At 44.4% G+C, this 17729-nt stretch carries 12 protein-coding genes; 7 read left to right on the forward strand and 5 right to left on the reverse strand.

The features are described 5' to 3' along the window. The first annotated feature begins 105 nt into the window (after nucleotides 1-105). Together MSG38_RS15035 and MSG38_RS15040 are read left to right on the forward strand one after the other, a co-directional pair. Nucleotides 106-747, forward strand: a complete 642-nt coding sequence (locus MSG38_RS15035; RefSeq protein ID WP_059017575.1) for a c-type cytochrome — start codon at nucleotides 106-108, stop codon at nucleotides 745-747. A gap of 9 nt (nucleotides 748-756) precedes the next feature. Beyond that, entirely contained in the window at nucleotides 757-1818 is a 1062-nt protein-coding gene (locus MSG38_RS15040; protein WP_048609837.1) for a c-type cytochrome, read from the forward strand. Between the two features lie 142 nt (nucleotides 1819-1960). Here the strand turns inward: MSG38_RS15040 and MSG38_RS15045 are convergent, their stop codons facing one another. Both MSG38_RS15045 and MSG38_RS15050 read right to left on the reverse strand, forming a co-directional pair. Next, entirely contained in the window at nucleotides 1961-2890 is a 930-nt protein-coding gene (locus MSG38_RS15045) for a LysR family transcriptional regulator (RefSeq protein ID WP_059017577.1), read from the reverse strand. Nucleotides 2891-2916: 26 nt separating this feature from the next. Beyond that, complete coding sequence (locus tag MSG38_RS15050) at nucleotides 2917-3357, reverse strand: Lrp/AsnC family transcriptional regulator (protein WP_009845852.1); 441 nt, start codon at nucleotides 3355-3357, stop codon at nucleotides 2917-2919. A gap of 141 nt (nucleotides 3358-3498) precedes the next feature. Here MSG38_RS15050 and MSG38_RS15055 point away from each other — a divergent pair, with 141 nt between their 5' ends. After that, entirely contained in the window at nucleotides 3499-4083 is a 585-nt protein-coding gene (locus tag MSG38_RS15055; protein WP_059017579.1) for a LysE family translocator, read from the forward strand. Nucleotides 4084-4135: 52 nt separating this feature from the next. Here MSG38_RS15055 and MSG38_RS15060 read toward each other — a convergent pair whose 3' ends face one another. Continuing rightward, on the reverse strand, nucleotides 4136-4525 hold the full coding sequence (locus tag MSG38_RS15060; RefSeq protein ID WP_059017582.1) for a DUF1294 domain-containing protein: 390 nt from the start codon (nucleotides 4523-4525) through the stop codon (nucleotides 4136-4138). A 157-nt stretch (nucleotides 4526-4682) separates the two neighbouring features. Between MSG38_RS15060 and MSG38_RS15065 the strand changes: the two genes are divergently transcribed. Together MSG38_RS15065 and pulA are read left to right on the forward strand one after the other, a co-directional pair. Beyond that, complete coding sequence (locus tag MSG38_RS15065; RefSeq protein ID WP_059017584.1) at nucleotides 4683-6455, forward strand: alpha-amylase family protein; 1773 nt, start codon at nucleotides 4683-4685, stop codon at nucleotides 6453-6455. Between the two features lie 404 nt (nucleotides 6456-6859). Beyond that, nucleotides 6860-10501, forward strand: a complete 3642-nt coding sequence (pulA, locus tag MSG38_RS15070) for a pullulanase-type alpha-1,6-glucosidase (RefSeq protein WP_248402203.1) — start codon at nucleotides 6860-6862, stop codon at nucleotides 10499-10501. A gap of 579 nt (nucleotides 10502-11080) precedes the next feature. Here the strand turns inward: pulA and MSG38_RS15075 are convergent. Both MSG38_RS15075 and lamB read right to left on the reverse strand, forming a co-directional pair. Next, nucleotides 11081-11911: a MalM family protein gene (locus MSG38_RS15075; protein ID WP_248402104.1), complete on the reverse strand. Its 831-nt coding sequence runs from the start codon at nucleotides 11909-11911 to the stop codon at nucleotides 11081-11083. Nucleotides 11912-12075: 164 nt separating this feature from the next. Further along, nucleotides 12076-13284, reverse strand: a complete 1209-nt coding sequence (gene lamB / locus MSG38_RS15080; protein WP_248402105.1) for a maltoporin LamB — start codon at nucleotides 13282-13284, stop codon at nucleotides 12076-12078. A 434-nt stretch (nucleotides 13285-13718) separates the two neighbouring features. Here lamB and glgX point away from each other — a divergent pair, with 434 nt between their 5' ends. Continuing rightward, entirely contained in the window at nucleotides 13719-15713 is a 1995-nt protein-coding gene (gene glgX / locus MSG38_RS15085; RefSeq protein ID WP_248402106.1) for a glycogen debranching protein GlgX, read from the forward strand. Between the two features lie 231 nt (nucleotides 15714-15944). Further along, nucleotides 15945-17687, forward strand: coding sequence for a diguanylate cyclase (locus MSG38_RS15090; RefSeq protein ID WP_248402204.1), 1743 nt, complete (start codon nucleotides 15945-15947; stop codon nucleotides 17685-17687). The last annotated feature ends 42 nt before the right edge of the window (nucleotides 17688-17729 follow it).

Here is a 17729-nt window from a genome sequence, read left to right on the forward strand (position 1 = left end):
GTGAGACTTACCTCAAGTTCCAAGTGAATTAATGTGGAAATCCACAATAGCGCGAACAACCAATTATATCGAAAATGCGTGCATTACAACCAATAGCGACGCCTCATGATTAAGCTGAACATAAAAACTCAAACTCTAACGCTTTGCATCGCTGCTCTGGGAAGCCTTTCTTTATCCGGTTTTGCACAAGCAGCACCTAATCCAATGCCAGAAGCCGCAGAAACCTGCAGTGGCTGCCACCAAGCCGACGGGAAAGGTATGCCCAACATCGCCCCTATGCTTGCAGGGCTCAATGCTGACTATCTAGAGCATCAACTGGTTCTGTTCTCAAGTGGTGAGCGTCAAAGCGCGATTATGAAAGGGATGGCGGATGGTGTGTCTGATCCTGCGATTCGTCGGGAAGTTGCTGAATACTTCGCTTCACTGCCTTCATACGAATTTACCGATTTAGAGCAGCGCGGCTCACAGGCTGATATCGATAACCCCTATCGTAAACTTGTATTTCAAGGTGATTGGGATCGAAACATTCCAGCTTGTGCAACCTGTCATGGGCCAAGTGGTATGGGTGTCGACAAATTCCCTCGCCTAGCGAGTCAGCACGCCGACTACATTCAGACTCAGCTCAACGCTTGGAAAAACGGCACTCGTAAGGGTGATGATTTAAACATGATGGGTAATATCGCCGGCAAGTTGACCGACGATGAGATCAAAAATCTCTCTTACTACTTCGCATCTTTCCGATACTAAAGGGCTCGCATGAAAACATTACTTCTAATTACCGCAACCCTTGCCTCTGGAATCGCTTATGCCGAAGCTGAGTTGCCCGATCGCCAAACCGAACTACCCGCCGTTGAAAAACCACAAGATAATAAATATCTGGTGCCACGCGACTTGGTTGATATTCCTGATGGGGAATTTGGCGACAAAGTAAAACTGGGCTATTCCCTGTTTGTCGATTCACAACAGATGCGTGGTACGTTCGTCGGCAACGAGCAAAACTGTGTAAATTGCCACATGCAAGCGGGCATGAAGCCTAACGCTGCCCCTCTTTGGGGTGCGTACATGGCCTACCCTGCGTATCGTTCTAAAAACGACAAGGTAAACAGCTACGCAGAGCGTATCCAAGGTTGCTTCACCTACTCAATGAATGGTCTGCCACCGGCTGAGGGGTCAAAAGAGATGGTCGCACTGACGGCGTATTCATACTGGCTGGCGATGGGCGGAATCTTAGATAAGAACGGCATGCAAGACACGCCTGTTCCTGAGATCAGCGATGCTGACTTACAAGTAGGTGGTAAAGCTGAAAGCTTCCCTCTTCCTGAAGAGCTGTTAAGCAAATACCCAATCGATGACCGCAGTAAACTGGCCGGCCGTGGTTACCCTAAGATTGATAACCCTGAACAAGAGCCATCAATAGCGCGTGGTGAAAAGGTTTACCAAACCAGCTGCCAAACCTGTCATGGTCAAAATGGTGAGGGTATTAAAGGATCAGACGGCCGTTCATACTTCCCACCACTGTGGGGCGAAAACGCCTATAACTGGGGTGCGGGTATGCACCGCGTGAACACCGCTGCCTACTTTATCTATGAAAACATGCCGCTTGGAAAGAGCCAGCAGCTTTCGATTCAAGATGCTTGGGATGTGGCTGCATTTGTGAATAGTCATGAACGCCCACAAGACCCTAGATACAAGGGTGATGTTGCTGGCAATGCTAAGCGTTACCACAACCACCAAGGCTACTATGGCAAAGAAGTTGATGGTCATGTATTAGGTACCAAAGCTTATCCGAGTGGTAAAGAAGTGATTCATGAGCATTGATGGGGATTAGTGCGCATGAGCCGCTCGCGCCAGCTATAGCTAAGCTTTACATTGTAAATTAGCTATAGCCGGAGGAATAAAAAGGAGCCAGATCGTTCGACGATCTGGCTCCTTTTTTATGTTTGAACGATTAGAAATCCAGCTAACCTTGCTGCATCTTCTCCCAAATCGTCGGAGAGCCAATATAGTCTTGAACCGTAGTAATGAACTCTTTAACTAGTTTGGTCTGCTTACGGTGCGGATACACAGCGTAGATTGCGGTATCAATCGTCGAAATCGGGTAATCAGGAAGTAAAGTGACTAAGCCGAGCTCTTTCATTGAGGCATACAGGTTTGATTGATCAAGGAAGCCATATCCTAAGCCATCTTTCACACAAGAGACCATGGTGCGAACATCACTCACTTTATAGTTGCCACGAATAGTCAGGCTCTGGAAAGTGTCGCCATGCGGCTCTTCACTGATACGGAGATGATCAACCGTCATATCGCCATTGGTATAAATCACAGCAGGTAGCGCGAGTAAATCTTGTGGCGTTTTCGGTTCACCGTGCTCCTTCACAAAATCGTTCGATGCGACCAACATGAAGTTACTGTCGGCAATCTTCTTCGCAATCAAATTCGATTCAACAAGCTTACTGAAGCGAAACGCGATATCAAACTGCCCTGCAATGATGTTGGCGATCTTATCGTCTAGTGAGAGTACAATCTGAACATCCGGGTACTTTCTCATGAACTGAGTGATGATAGGTTGCAGATATTGCTGACCAAAATAGATCGGTGAGGTAATTCGTAGCACACCTTTTGGCTCTGACTGGTATGAATCTGCAATGCCTTGGATCTGATTGATGGTGTCTTTCAGCACATAGGTTTGTGCGAGAATATCTTCTCCTGCCGACGTCAACGAAAACGAGCGTGTAGAACGGTTAAGCAGCTGAACACCTAAATCTTGCTCGAGCTTTTTGATCTGTTTAGAGAGCGATGAGTTGTCCATATCGTGCAAGGTTGCCGCTTTGGTAAACGACCCTTGTTGAACCACATCTAAGAACAATAACAACTGATTGGTATTTGGCACTGCGCCTCTCCTCAAATAAAACTCGACTAGCGTTCGTCTTTAGGGGTATCCATCACAACCATAGTCGTAATAGATTGCACCTGAGCACATTCCCCAAGCACATCGGCATGAAACTTCTTATAGCCCGGTAGGTCTTTGGTTTCTACCCTTAGCAAGTACTCGTTGGCTCCAGTAATGTTGTGGCACTCCACCACCTCTTTTTCCATACTGACGTGTTGTTCAAACTCCAGTTGAGCCGCTTTGCTATGGCTTGATAAACCAATCGAAACATAAGCAATAAAACCGACCCCCATCAGCCCATTATCCAGAACCGCGCGGTAACCTTGAATGATGCCTTTACGCTCAAGATCTTGTACTCGCCTTAAGGTCGCAGAAGCCGACAAGCCAATCCGTTCTGAAAGCTCAATATTGGAGATTCTGCCGTCCAATTTAAGCTCTTGCAATATCCTTTCGTCAAATCTATCCATAAGTACTTATTATTGTGCATTAAGTGATAATAGAGGAAATAAAAGCACATAATTGCCTCACTTTCCACCTACTATGCTTCTCAACACGTGAAAGTCATGACCGGTCAGTCACTTCGTTCATTTTTTTGCTGGAGAACCATAATGCCTTTAGAACAACTTAGCGCACTTGCCTTGTTTGCGTTCGTCTCGACCTTCACGCCAGGTCCAAATAACATCATGCTCATGACTTCTGGTGCGAATGTTGGCTTTGCGCGTACCATTCCGCACATGCTCGGCATAGCTCTAGGGTTTGCAGCCATGCTGCTATTAGTTGGCTTCGGTTTAATGGGTATTTTCAACGCTTATCCGGTTACGCACCAAATATTGAAATACCTAAGCCTTGCTTACCTCGTATACCTTGCAATTAAGATAGCATTGAGCGGCAAAGCCAAAAGCTCCGAGGCTTATAAGCCAATGACCTTCATCGGTGCGGCAAGTTTTCAGTGGGTGAACCCTAAAGGTTGGTCGATGGCGCTGACGGCGATTTCAGTCTACAGCAGCGGCAGTTCATGGTGGGAGCTTGCGATCATCGCAGGTATCTTCACGCTAGCGAACTTACCTTCAGTGACATTCTGGACAGCTGCAGGCAAGCAACTGCAACACTGGTTAACCACACCCGTTCGCATCAAAAGCTTCAACTACGGTATGGCGGGCTTACTGCTCGCATCGACAATTCCGATGTTGTAACCAGATAGCTTCCGTAAGATGGTTAGTAAGTGATTACTAGCCATCAATTTCATTACAAGTATCCAATAACCTCGCTAAGCCAACGCCCAAACGTCGCCTGCCCGCTCGGGGTCAGCGTCCACACAAACGCCGCAACATTCATTGCCACTGTCAGCCAATAAATAGATCTGAACGGCTGCTTTTGCGTTTTATGACGCAACTTATCTTGAGCGATCAACGCCCCTAGCCAGCCACCAGCAACAGAAAAGATGTGCAGGGTTTTCTCTGGCACGCGCCAATTACCATTAATCGCGGCTCGCTTGTCCTTCGCGTACACAAAAAACGTTACTACCCCGATAGTCAAATACCACACCAACAGTGCTTTAGAGCTTTCTACAATCAACACAGACACCGCCACCAGAACCAAATAGGTGATAGCGATTTGAATAGATGAAGACAACATCAACTCCTTTTGGGTAACAGCTCACATACTGTGGCAGTTACGCCCTGTAAATTTTGATAAGGATGAGTAAGGCGTATTGCAATTCGGTTAGCCTGCAAAAAATAAACAAGCCCTTTCATCCCTACATAACATGATGGAAGTTAAAGGAATTATAAATATGTACAACCAAAAGTACGCCATCTACCAAGTTTTTACGCGTTTATTTGGCAATAAAAACACCCAACATGTTCCATGGGGCACAATCGAGCAAAATGGCGTCGGTAAGTTCAGTGATTTTACCGACAAAGCGCTGTCTGAAATTCGCAAACTTGGAATGACTCACATTTGGTATACCGGCGTTCCCCACCACGCGTTAATCAATGATTACAAGCACCTTGGTATTTCAGACGATCACCCGAGCGTGGTAAAAGGCCGTGCTGGCTCACCTTATGCAGTTAAAGATTACTACTCGGTAAATCCTGACCTCGCTGAGAATCCTGATCGCCGTTTGGAAGAGTTCGAGGCACTAATCAAAAGAAGTCATGACAATGGTTTAAAGGTGATCATCGATATCGTACCGAATCACGTTGCGCGTCATTATAAAGGCTTAAATAACCCGCAAGGCGTCAGTGACTTCGGCGCTCAAGATGACACAACGCTGGAATACCACAGAGACAATAACTTCTACTATATCCTCAACAGCACCTTTGAATTGCCAGACATAGAGCCCGCCTTTACGCCGCTAGGTGGTGAACAGCACCCTAGCCTAAGCTCCCCGTTTATCGAAACGCCAGCCAAATGGACGGGCAATGGATCACGCTTAGCTAAACCTAATTTCGACGATTGGTATGAAACCGTGAAGATCAATTACGGTGTGCGCCCTGACGGTTCAAAAGATTTCCCTGTGCTCCCCAAAGACTATGCCCAACGCGATTACCGAGAGCATCACCAATTCTGGGAATCGGTCGCTGTACCTAGCTCTTGGATTAAATTCAGAGATATCGCTTTGTTCTGGTTAGACAAAGGTGTTAATGGATTTCGCTACGACATGGTTGAAATGGTGCCTGTTGAGTTTTGGAGCTACCTAAACTCATCAATAAAGATGAAAAACCAAGATGCCTTTCTGATGGCAGAGGTGTATCAGCCGGACTTGTACCGCGAATACATTCACTTAGGCAAAATGGACTATCTATACGACAAAGTTGACCTATACGATGGTCTCAAAGCCATCATGCAAGGCAAGGCTTCAACGGCAATCATCCCTGAAATCCAACATCAAATGATGGATATTGAACATCACATGCTGCACTTCTTGGACAATCACGATGAGCAACGCATCGCTTCTCCCGAGTTCGTTGGCAATCCACATGTCGCAAAGCCTGCGATGCTAGTCAGCGCGTTATTGAGTAGTTCTCCAACCATGATCTACTTTGGGCAAGAAGTCGGAGAACCCGGTGCAGAGAATGCAGGCTTTGGACAGCCCTCACGAACTTCCATATTTGACTACATTGGCGTCCCACAACACCAAAAGTGGATGAATAATGGTGCGTTCGATGGTGAGTTACTAACCAATAAAGAAAAGCAACTGCGTCACTTCTATCAAAAGGTAATGAACTTTTCGCTAGAGCACTCGTCGATGACAGGTGATTACCAAGACTTACACCAGTGCAGTAACTTGAGTGATTCAGTCTACGCATTTCTGCGCTATGACCACCAAGAGCTAACCATTGTTGCTGCTAATTTCAGCCAACATACCACCGAAAGTATTCACCTAGAGATTTCACATGACGTCATTCAAAAACTCAAATTAGTTGATGGTCGTTACATACTCAATGAACATATTGAAGGCATAGCACAACAAGTGCTCGACATTGAGAACAGTGTTGGCAACTTTAATATTGAATTGAAACCGCTAGCGTCTTTGGTTTGGGTGTTATCCTTTAATGGATAATATATCTATCAATATTAATTACCGAACAACTCCCTTTAAATTAATTGATAAATAACTTAATTCCCATATAAAATTAACACTCTCTCAATTCGATATATTACTCACATTAATAAGGATGAGCTCTCATCCTTATTAACTACGCCTAGCTTCTACGCCCTACATTATTGATATTAAACAAATGAGTCATTGATCCAATTAATTTAACAACAACCAAATACAAAGCGTGATATTGACGCTAGGTTTCCTATATTTACGAATTAAAAATAACTTTATACATTGCCATCACAAATAGTTGACCTTGGTTAAAGCTAGGATGTTTATCTTCATAAAAAGTGAAATATGGATATCAAAACGTGAACAACATAAATATTAATAAAATTATCTCTCTACGAAATACCTTCAATGTGACCAAAAAGAGAAGCTTCAAGCGCTCGACTTTGGCCAAAGCGATTTTACCGCTATTCACCGCTACTTTGATCGCAGGTTGTGGCAGTGATAGCGACAATGACATCGACGCAGGCAATGATGGCTTATACAAAGCAGGCGAAAACGAAGTTGTTGTTTATTACAAACGTGATGTTGCAGCCGCAAGCACTTCAGGCTCTACTTACGACGGTTGGGGACTTCACCTGTGGAATGGCGAAGGCTGTACTAGCACAGACTTAGTCGGCATGGGGTTGAGTGAAACCGGAACCGATTGGAACAGCCCTTACGAGTACGATGGTATCAGCGATACTTACGGTGCCTACTATGTGTTGAAAGTCGATCCTGATGCTTCTGACCCACATAAATGCATGAACTTCATCTTACATAATGGTGACGAAAAAGCGTTTGGCAGTGCCAATTCTAAAATCGAGCTAACTAAGCTTGGCGATTCACAAGGTGTATTCGGGTTCCATGGCAGCAGCGAGTTATATTACGACCCAATTTCAGAGCGCCCAGTCAATATTGATGGTCAAAAAGCACATTGGTTAGATGCGACCACCATTGCTTGGGAAGCCGCTAGCAATGCCGACTCTGTGAAACTGTTCTACGCACTCGATAACAGTATCACGATGAACGACGACAAAGAGATTGTCGGTGGCACTGCAATTGAACTGAGCAAAGATGGAGAGCTTTCTACTGAATTGAAAGAGCGTTTCCGCCACCTTGCAAGCTTACCTGCCCTAGCTATCGATGTTGACGACAGCACACTTCGCACTATCTTAAAATCTCAGATAATTTTTGTTGCCTACAATACTAATGGCGATGTTATCTCTTCAACTGAGGTTCAAAAACCTGGTGTACTTGATGCGGTATTTGCTAGCGAAGATGCTGGTAATGCGATGAGTGAAGAACTAGGCGCGATTGTTGAAGGCAGCGCAGCGACCTTCAAGCTTTGGGCACCAACAGCGCAAGATGTAGAACTCGTGCTTTACAGCGAAGATCTTCAAAGTTCACAAGTGTTCCCAATGACGGAAAACACTGAGACAGGTATTTGGGCGACTGACGCGGTGTCTAATGCAGTCAACAGTTACTATCGTTACCAAGTGAAGGTCTACCACCCAACCACAGGCAACATCGAAACTCGCCTTGTAACGGACCCTTACTCACTCAGTTTGTCGAAGAACTCCGCGTACTCTCAAGTGATTGACCTGAATGATTCAACCTTGAAACCAGCGAACTGGGACAACTACCAACGACCAACCGTAGAGAAAGACGAAGACCATGTACTTTACGAATCACACCTACGTGACTTTAGTTTCAGCGATAAGCTAGGCACAGCTAACCTAAATGGAAAATACCTCGCTCTCACAGAAGCAGATCGTGAGTCGGTCAAACACCTACAAGCTCTGCAAGAAGCAGGTTTAACTACGCTGCATATCTTACCAGCATTTGATATCGCTACCGTTGATGAAGATGAAGCGAGCCGTGTCGATATTACTGACACCGTTGGTAAGCTATGTGATGTAAAACCGACTGCTGCCTTATGTGGAAGCGAAGACGAAAACAAAGTCATCGAAGATGTACTCGATGGTTATGACCCTTCAACGGGTGACGCACAAGCATTAATGAATGACCTTCGTATGCTTGATAGCTTCAACTGGGGCTACGACCCATTCCATTACACGGTGCCAGAGGGAAGTTACGCGACCAATCCTAACGGTTCTCAGCGTATTCTCGAATTCCGTCAGATGGTCAAAGCTACGCACGACATGGATCTTAAGCTGATCATGGACGTGGTATACAACCACACCAATGCGTCTGGTGTGAATGATAAGTCGGTACTGGATAAGATTGTCCCTGGGTACTACCACCGTCTTAACGTCAACACTGGTGGCGTCGAAAACTCGACTTGTTGTGACAACACTGCGACTGAAAACCTAATGATGGGTAAATTAATGGTCGACTCACTTAAGGTGTGGGCTGACGATTATAAAGTGGATGGTTTCCGTTTTGACTTAATGGGCCACCAGCCGAAAGACGTAATGGTAGAAGCTCTTGCTGAAGTACGTAAAATCGATGCAAACACCCTATTCTACGGCGAAGGTTGGGACTTTGGCGAAGTAGCGGATAACGCACGCTTCGATCAAGCAAACCAAATCAACATGGCGGGCACAGAAATCGGGACCTTCTCAGACCGTTTACGTGACGCAGTTCGTGGCGGTAGCCCGTTCGACGGTGGTGTCGACTCAGAAGGGAATCACCCGCTTCGCTTTAACCAAGGCTTTGGTAATGCTGCGATTGCCAATGAAGAAACCAAGACAGATCAAGATTCGATCAATGGTCGTTTACATAACCAAGACCTTGTTCGTTTAGGTATGGCAGGTAACCTCGCAGAATACGTACTGATTGATTACAAAGGTGATACCAAACTGGGTAAAAATGTTGATTACAACGGTGCGCCCGCTGGTTACACCAAGATGCCTTCAGAGAACATATCTTACGTGTCGAAACATGATAACCAAACGCTTTGGGATAACAACGCTTACAAGATCGCCACTGGTACTAGCTCTGCAGAGCGTGCGCGTATGCAGTCTGTATCGCTTTCTACCGTGATGCTAGGCCAAGGCATACCATTCATCCATATGGGTTCTGAACTGCTACGATCTAAGTCTATGCAGCGCGATTCTTACGATTCTGGTGACTGGTACAACCGCGTAATGTTTGATGGTACGGATAACAACTGGAACGTCGGCTTACCTCGTGAAGACAAAGATGGTGCGAACTGGGATCTGATCAAAACCATCATTGCTGACCCAACGGCGAAACCAGACGAAGAAGACATTAATCTGACTAAGCAGCAATTCCTAGAGCTATTAAAAATCCGTAGCTCAAGCGAACTGTTCCGCTTAGACACAGCAGACGAAGTCATGAAGCGTGTCGACTTCCGCAATGTTGGTGAAGATCAAATCGAAGGCCTGATTGTCATGTCTATCGATGATGGTGTGTCTGCGGGCGACGATCTTGACCCTGCAAATGATGCGATTGTGGCAGTTGTAAACTCAACTAATGAATCTCAATCGTTCAAAATCACAGGAGCGACAGGCTTTACACTTCATGACGTTCAACAAAACTCGGCTGACGATACAGTGAAAAGTTCAAGCTTTGCCGCTGAAACCTTCACAGTACCTGCATTAACCACCGCTGTATTTGTACAAGTTCAAGGTGATTCACAAGGTGCCGGCCTGCCGGTTGATAACACAGACAAGGATGTATCTAGCATTCCGCCATACGGCCAAACAACAGTTTACGTTAAAGGTGACATGAATGGATGGGGCGCAACGGATGATTGGGCAATGAGCTTTGTCGCTAATGGTGTTTATTCTGTGACAGGCAACTTGGAAGCGGGTAACTATGGCTTCAAGTTTGCTGATGCTGATTGGGTATCACCTAACTTTGGTTGTGATTCCGTTGAACTTGCTGATGGATCAATCGACCTAGGTACTGATGGTAACTGCCAACTAAGCGTAACAGAAGCTGGTAGCTATACATTCACTCTGAATGCGATTCACGAGCTGGATGACGACGTAGATGGCCCAGTTGTATCAGTAACCAAGAACTAAGTCTTAAAGCTTGGAATTCTAATAAAAAGATAATAAAACCAGCGAAAGCTAGCCTTTGGGAGACGTCAGTCTCCCTTTTTTTATCCTCAATAAACTCCAATCCCCATGCACCACACCATTGCTTTGCTTCCATCGATAAATACTCACTATTAAGTGACAGATGAACCAGTTAACCCTTAGTCCTTAGTCCTTAGTCCTTAGTCCTTAGTCCTTAGTCCTTAGTCCTTAGTAGAAAGGATAACAACCTCAAGTGAACTGTTAGTTTAATCGAGAGGAGATATCATGAATATAATTTAGAAGCAGTTAATGGAGCAGCAGGTAATCTATAGGATTCATATCTAGTTACTCGAGAACAATAAGAGGGGGGAGCGTATTTTATGTCAAAACCTAGTCATTCAAAGCTATAAATAGCCGGAAACTTCCACTTATATTGGTTATTTATAATTATGCGTAAGTCAGTGGTCACTTTAATTTCAACAATTAGGTGAATATATACTTTTTCATTTATCTCAAACAAAAAAAAGGCTCCCAACTAGGAGCCCTTATCTTTATATCAATCAGTATTTACGAACTATTCGACTACTTTTTATTGACGGCTTTTACAAAGACTTCTTGTGCGCCTTCAATACCCAATGCTTTTGCTTCATCTAATAAGCTAAGTGCTTTAGGAATATTGTCTTCACTTACTGCTGTTTGAATTGCATTATGGTAATAAGTTTGTGTTTCTGGTTGAATTGTCTCAACCTTAGCTGCTGCCGCTGGTTTAGCGTTAGATTCACTGTTTGATGAACCAATTGAGAAGAAGCTCGCTTTATCGATTGTAACTTCTATTTTACCAACGTTAGCATTTGGAAGCGGAATATCTTTCACTTCAGGTAAATAATTACCGCGGCCTTCCGCATCTAAACGTGCAGGGTGAATGACATCAGTAAAACCACCAAGATCTTCTTGATCTGTATAGATAACTAAATAAACTGATTTTGCTGTTGTCGGTGGGTAAAAATCGTTCTCAGCAACGAGACGGTTCCCCAAGTGTAGTCTTGGTTTAGCGTACTCGAAACTCTCTTTACCGTAACGCTCTAGCTCACTACCGTTTTCGTCATAGATAACCGCATTAGGAACAAACGCAGTATCGCCGATAATGCTCGTGATATTAATCGAGTACTCACCGCGATCTGCAGGCAGTTCAATCGCTACTACAGGGCTGTTTATTCCTTGATAGTTTAATACTTGGCTATTTGGTGTCACATCAAAAATTGTCGAGCTTGGAAGCTTCATCGGGGCAAATTGAAGACCAGCAATAGAATTAACTTGTTCAGCCTGTGCCACTTGCACTTGCTCGACTACTTGTGCAGATTGGCAACCGGCCAATGCAACACAGCCACTCAACATCAGAGCTTTAAAATACATAACCCTTCCTTCTTGTTATTTTTTTAAGAAATTTACTAACTTTAATTACCACAAAGAGAACTATTCACCTAGGGAACGATCAACTTAATCGTACATTCCTTAAAAAAATAGCCGACGCAAGCCGGCTATGAATTAGGACAGTTTAGGATTTTAAGCTAAGTGGCTTACCACCAAGCTTCAACTTGGATACCAACAACGAAGTCGTTGTCTGCGCCTTGACCAGTAACAACACCGTTTTCATCTTTAACTTCACCGAATGAATCCTTTTCTAGATCCATCAAGTAGCTACCGTATACTCGGATTTCAGGACGAGCCCAGAAGCTGTCACCCATTGCCCATGCTTGAGCAACAGTAAATTTAGCGCCACCGAAGTCAACGTTGTCTACTTCACCAGCGTTGTAGCCTGCTTCGAAGATAGTACGCATTGTGTCGTTCCACTTATACATTGGACGAGCCACGATAGAGTATTGGCTTGAATCATGCTTATCAACACCTAGGTCTGAACCTGCTAGGTATGCAAGTTGGTGACCCATTTCCCATGATTCGCCTAGGTTCATTACACCCCAGTTAAGGATACGGTAGCCAAAACCATCATTTTGATCACCAGAGCGATCATAGTATGCACCAGAACCCCAGAAGTTAGCCATTTGAACGCCGTAACCAGCAGTACCTAGCTGAACAACTGTTTGGTTAAAACCATTGCTCATATTTTGGTGGATAATACCTGTAGCAAGTAGGCCGTCATCACCATCGTATTTGCCATTCTTATTTTCAGTACCGAAGTTGTAAACAACGCCAAGCTCTAAACTAGCATCTTCCCATAGACCGATATTCGCTAGGCGAGCATCAGCCATGTAACCAGCGCCGTTCTCATCTTCGCCATCTTGAATAATTGCTAAAGAAAGCTTTTGGTTACCAACTGAAATGTTTTCGATACCACCACCAGTACCCGATGTATTTAGGAAGTAGAAGTCAGTAATGTGGATGTCTTTACGTTGGTAATATGTTTTACCAGCCCAAAGAGTCGCTTCTTCATCGAAAGATAGAACGCCTTTTGCTTTAACAGCGAACTGAGCAACGTTAAAGTCACCGTCTTCCCAACCATTCGCGCCATCAACACCAGAAGCAATCATTGACTCTAAACGCCAAGTTTGCTCACCAGTTTTTAGTTCTTCAGCCAAGCCAAACTCAGAGTAGTTGTCGTTTTCATTACCTAGACGGCCAATACCATTCTTCATGAATGAAACGTCACCACCATCATTTCCGCTAATACCAGTACCAGCACGCATGTAGCCATTAAAATCTACAGCGAACGCAGAGCCAGCAGCTAATGTAGTTGCCACTGCAGCAGCAATCAAACTTACTTTTTTCATTCTTAACTCCATTAAGGACGATTTATTTTAGGTTTTTATATTTTTGCTCTCTTGCGGCAACCAAAGGCAGTAATGGTAGTCGTAAGATAGAGAGGTTTAGGGTTTCCCCTGATTCGTTTCAACGGGGTCAATATTAAGAGGGGATGACAAGTTTGACTTCCTCCACCCCTAACTAAATTAAGGGGGACTAGAGGGGAGTAGAAAATATACAGAACGGTATTTTAAAGAGGTAGATCACTTAATCTAGGAGGAGTAGACAGCACACAGATCTAATTATTCACCTTAAGTGAGATCTACTTCAAATATATAATTTGAACCTAATCGGTAAATTATTTTTTTAACAATAATTATTCTGTGAAGTTGCTTGACCTTACTGTGACAAAGCTTTTTACTTATAGTTCACTGATGTCGATAAACGAACAAGAAATCAAGCAATGACTAGAACGCTCGCTCGCCCTTATCCACTAGGCGCAACGCTAGGTAACACTGGCTGTAACTTTTCAATTTATTCTCCTGACTGTAAATCACTCTCTCTCGCTCTTTTTGACGAGAACGACGAATTCACCACTTATAAATTAGAAAATGAATACGCTGATATCAGATATGTCTTTGTTGACGGTATTAAAGCGGGACAAAAATACGGTTTCATTGCAGAAACGGACAATGGCCCTATCCTACTTTCAGACCCGTATGCCAAAGCAATAAGCGAACCGCTCGATTACGTCACGCCATATACCAATGAAAAAAGCTTTGCGATGGCGAAATGTGTCGTTGTTGATGACACCTTCGATTGGCAAGACGTAGAGAAGCCACGCATTAGTCGCGAAGATACCGTTCTTTTTGAAACGCATGTAAAAGGTCTATCTCAACTGCACCCAGAAGTGGCAGCCAATACTAAAGGTCGTTACTTAGGGTTAGTGAGCCCTGAAATGCTTACGTTCTACAAACAGCAAAACATCAACTCTCTACAACTTTTACCCATTGCGGCATGTATGCACGAACCTCATCTATTGGATATGGGGAAAGTGAACTATTGGGGATATAACCCATACTTGTTCATGGTGCCAGACCCTCGCTACGCAGAAAAAGACGCGGTTAATGAACTCAAAACCGCCATTCGTGAACTTCACCGCAATGGCATCGAAGTTATTCTAGACGTGGTATACAACCACACGGCAGAAGGTGGAGAAGGTGGTACAACCTTCAACCTCAAAGCGCTAGATAGCCGCTACTACATCAAACATGGCTGTCATTACGCGAATTTTACGGGTTGTGGTAACACCGTTGATCTCACCCACCAACCTGCACTCAACTTAGTGATGGATACACTTCGGTACTGGGTGAGTGAATTCCAAGTCGACGGCTTCCGTTTTGATTTGGCAGCAACACTAGGCCGCGAAGGTGACAACTACAACCCTGAGGCCGCTTTCTTTAAAGCCGTTGCTCAAGATCCTGTACTCAAAGAAACCAAGCTAATCGCAGAACCGTGGGATATCGGTCCGAACGGTTATCAGGTTGGTAATTTCCCACTAGGTTGGAATGAGTGTAACGACAAACTACGAGACATCACTCGTAGCTTCTGGCGTGGTGATCAAGGCTACCTAAAAGAGTTTGCAACCCGTTTGATGGGGTCACGTGACATCTACAGTGCAGCGCACTGGCCTTACAAATTAACCGTCAACTACATCACTTACCATGATGGCTTCACCATGCAGGATCTTGTGTCTTACAAGCATAAGCACAACGAAGAGAATGGTGAGAACAACCGCGATGGACACGGCGACAACCGCTCTGAAAACTACGGTGTTGAAGGTGAAACCGAAAACCTGTTAGTGATCGCGACACGTGAAAAGCAGAAACGCAACTTCATGGCGAGCCTGCTGTTTGCTTTTGGTATTCCGCATATCCTGACAGCAGACGTGTTATCCCATACTCAAAAAGGTAACAACAACGCTTACTGCCAAGATGGCGTGACCAGCTGGCTTAACTGGGAAGATTCAGAGCGCAAGACTTACTTCAAGACTTGGTTATCTGAAATGATCTCTGCTCGTCAGCAATACATGGTGCCGTTTATTAAGGCATTCAGTGGCGAAAAGCGTAACTCTAACCGCATCTTCTGGAGCCGCGTCGATGGCACACTGATGGAGCATGATGATTGGAACCGTTTAAGCTCGGTGGCACTGCACTTGGGAATTGGTAAAGACGGTGACGAGTTGATTTACTTAATCAACCAAACCAATGCACCTGCTCGTTTTACGTTACCAAGTGATCGTGATCAAAACTGGGTGACCATTTGTGATACCAATCTGAGAAATGTAAAACCAGGTCATGCAGAAGGTGAAATGTTGTTGTCGCCAACTTCGATGGCCATTTTGCACTATTCGCCAGATCAGGCTGATTTGATTGAAGTGAAAGCTTACTCAGCTTAATAAAACACCGAAAATCATAGAAGCCAGTTATATTTATAGCTGGCTTTTTTGTTAGCTGAATATCACAAAAATCATTCATCCATATGGAATCATTTGCATTGATGTGATTAATGAAACTGTTTAGTATTGCCGTACTATAAAAATGAATCTATAACGTCTTTGGATATCATGGCTTTACCTAAAACATTAATTCGGCTTTTTAAACCATGCATTATGTTATTAACTGGAGGGATGCTCTATCTTGCGGTGGCTCAGCTTGAAAAAGTAGAAACAGCAGCAACAGAACAATCATCATCAAACATTCGTATCGCAAGCTCTACCATTCGTTCCAACATCGAAGCGACATTCGGCAAGCTCTATTTTTTAGAAACCAGTCTAGGCTTACCGAAAACGGCTCCAATCGGTGATAAAAAATTCAGAGAATTGAGCGATAATATTCTAAAAAGAACGCCAAACTTCTCCGATATCGTTCGATACCAACCACAATCCCAACAATATATATCAAGTCGTGGATTACCTCTTTCCCATGAACAAATCGACTCCATAAAATGGAACTCAATAGACAGTGTGGTTGAGGATTTCTACATCTCTTCGATTTACCAAAAAGCAGATGGTCGTTGGGTGTTCGCAGTTAAACATACAGCGGAAAGATTGAATGAGGAAATATGGATTGAGTTTGACCTTCTACACACCACACAAGGATTAAGAGACTTAAAAACGCTTAATCATGGCTATGTGTTTGTCGTAGACCGAGCAACCGAACGACTGGTCTTCCACCCAGACCCAAAACGTATCGGATCTAAATCAGTCAGCTATCACGCAGGTATCAGCCATCAACTCTCACAAGGTGAAACCGTTGGTAAGCACGAGTACTACTATCAAGATAACTTCAAAATATCGGTGTTTGACGCTGACAACAGCTTGAACTGGGTATTCATCGCAGGCACTGATCGCCACGATATCTTAACCAGCTCACACCAGTTTACGCTAACTGGCTTGGTACTTGGTTCACTGCTTCTATTGTGGATTGGCGCAAACTATTTGGCTTATCGTTTGAACGTGTCCTTGTCACAACTGAATAAAGTCGATGACGTCGTAAGCTTTAAGCGAGAGTTAAAATCCATACTGGACAGCTTCACCTACCAAAAAGGCATTCAATTCTGTCTCTATCAGCCTGAGAACCACTCATTCAGTACCATCGACTATCACGGAAACAAGTCAACGGTACATTGTGACAAAGCCCTTGCAGAGCGATTTACACCGGACACCATGGCTTACCGAAGTGGTCAGTACGCCGATCCACTGGCGTGTAAACTCAAAATACACCAACGTCATTACTGTATTCCTTTGCACTCTCGTCAGCAGTTGATCGCAGTACTATACGTAAACGCAAACTTACCGATCAGCCAAAGTATTCTGCGAATGATCCGAGATTACACTGAGGTCTCTTTGTCTAACTTACTACTTCAACATCAATTGAGTAGCAAAGACCTGGTGACACAGTTAGACAATAAGAGCAGTTTCAGTATCGCCATCGACACCTACGCGAGCGAGCCCGACACCTATGTCGCACTGCTTGATATCGATAACTTCGACCACGTAAACCGTGCCTACGGTGAAGCTGTGGGTGACAAAATGATCAAGCTGACTGCAGAATCGATACGTTATTACTTCCCTAAACCAAAAGGCCTTTGCTTGGCGCGTGTTGGAGGAAAGGAGTTCGCGGTATTGTTCAAAGCCAATGATGTGAAAGATGCCAAATTCCAGCTAGACCAGTGCAGAGTCGGAATCGCGGAGAAAACCATCGTCACTCCAGATATCACCTTATCACTAGGGGTTAGCGTGGGATACTCGCAAATAGAAGGCGAAACAGACACGGCTTTAGCGCTGGCGGAACAGGCAAAGCTTATCGCACAACAGCTTGGTAAGAACCGAGTGGAAGGCCATATCAGAGCCGTTGCCAAAGCATCGTAAACCTATACTTACATTTCTGTAGCCACTACAAAGCACCTAGGA

This window comes from Vibrio sp. 1CM24A, assembly GCF_023161725.1.
Lineage (GTDB): Bacteria > Pseudomonadota > Gammaproteobacteria > Enterobacterales > Vibrionaceae > Vibrio > Vibrio coralliirubri.

What these genes read in the sequence shown, in the direction of transcription:
- MSG38_RS15090 (WP_248402204.1), top strand. Translation starts at nt 15,945, where the DNA reads ATGCTCTATCTTGCGGTGGCTCAGCTTGAAAAAGTAGAAACAGCAGCA.
- MSG38_RS15060 (WP_059017582.1), bottom strand. Translation starts at nt 4,525, where the DNA reads ATGTTGTCTTCATCTATTCAAATCGCTATCACCTATTTGGTTCTGGTG.
- MSG38_RS15055 (WP_059017579.1), top strand. Translation starts at nt 3,499, where the DNA reads ATGCCTTTAGAACAACTTAGCGCACTTGCCTTGTTTGCGTTCGTCTCG.
- glgX (WP_248402106.1), top strand. Translation starts at nt 13,719, where the DNA reads ATGACTAGAACGCTCGCTCGCCCTTATCCACTAGGCGCAACGCTAGGT.
- MSG38_RS15065 (WP_059017584.1), top strand. Translation starts at nt 4,683, where the DNA reads ATGTACAACCAAAAGTACGCCATCTACCAAGTTTTTACGCGTTTATTT.
- MSG38_RS15050 (WP_009845852.1), bottom strand. Translation starts at nt 3,357, where the DNA reads ATGGATAGATTTGACGAAAGGATATTGCAAGAGCTTAAATTGGACGGC.
- MSG38_RS15075 (WP_248402104.1), bottom strand. Translation starts at nt 11,911, where the DNA reads ATGTATTTTAAAGCTCTGATGTTGAGTGGCTGTGTTGCATTGGCCGGT.
- MSG38_RS15035 (WP_059017575.1), top strand. Translation starts at nt 106, where the DNA reads ATGATTAAGCTGAACATAAAAACTCAAACTCTAACGCTTTGCATCGCT.
- lamB (WP_248402105.1), bottom strand. Translation starts at nt 13,284, where the DNA reads ATGAAAAAAGTAAGTTTGATTGCTGCTGCAGTGGCAACTACATTAGCT.
- MSG38_RS15040 (WP_048609837.1), top strand. Translation starts at nt 757, where the DNA reads ATGAAAACATTACTTCTAATTACCGCAACCCTTGCCTCTGGAATCGCT.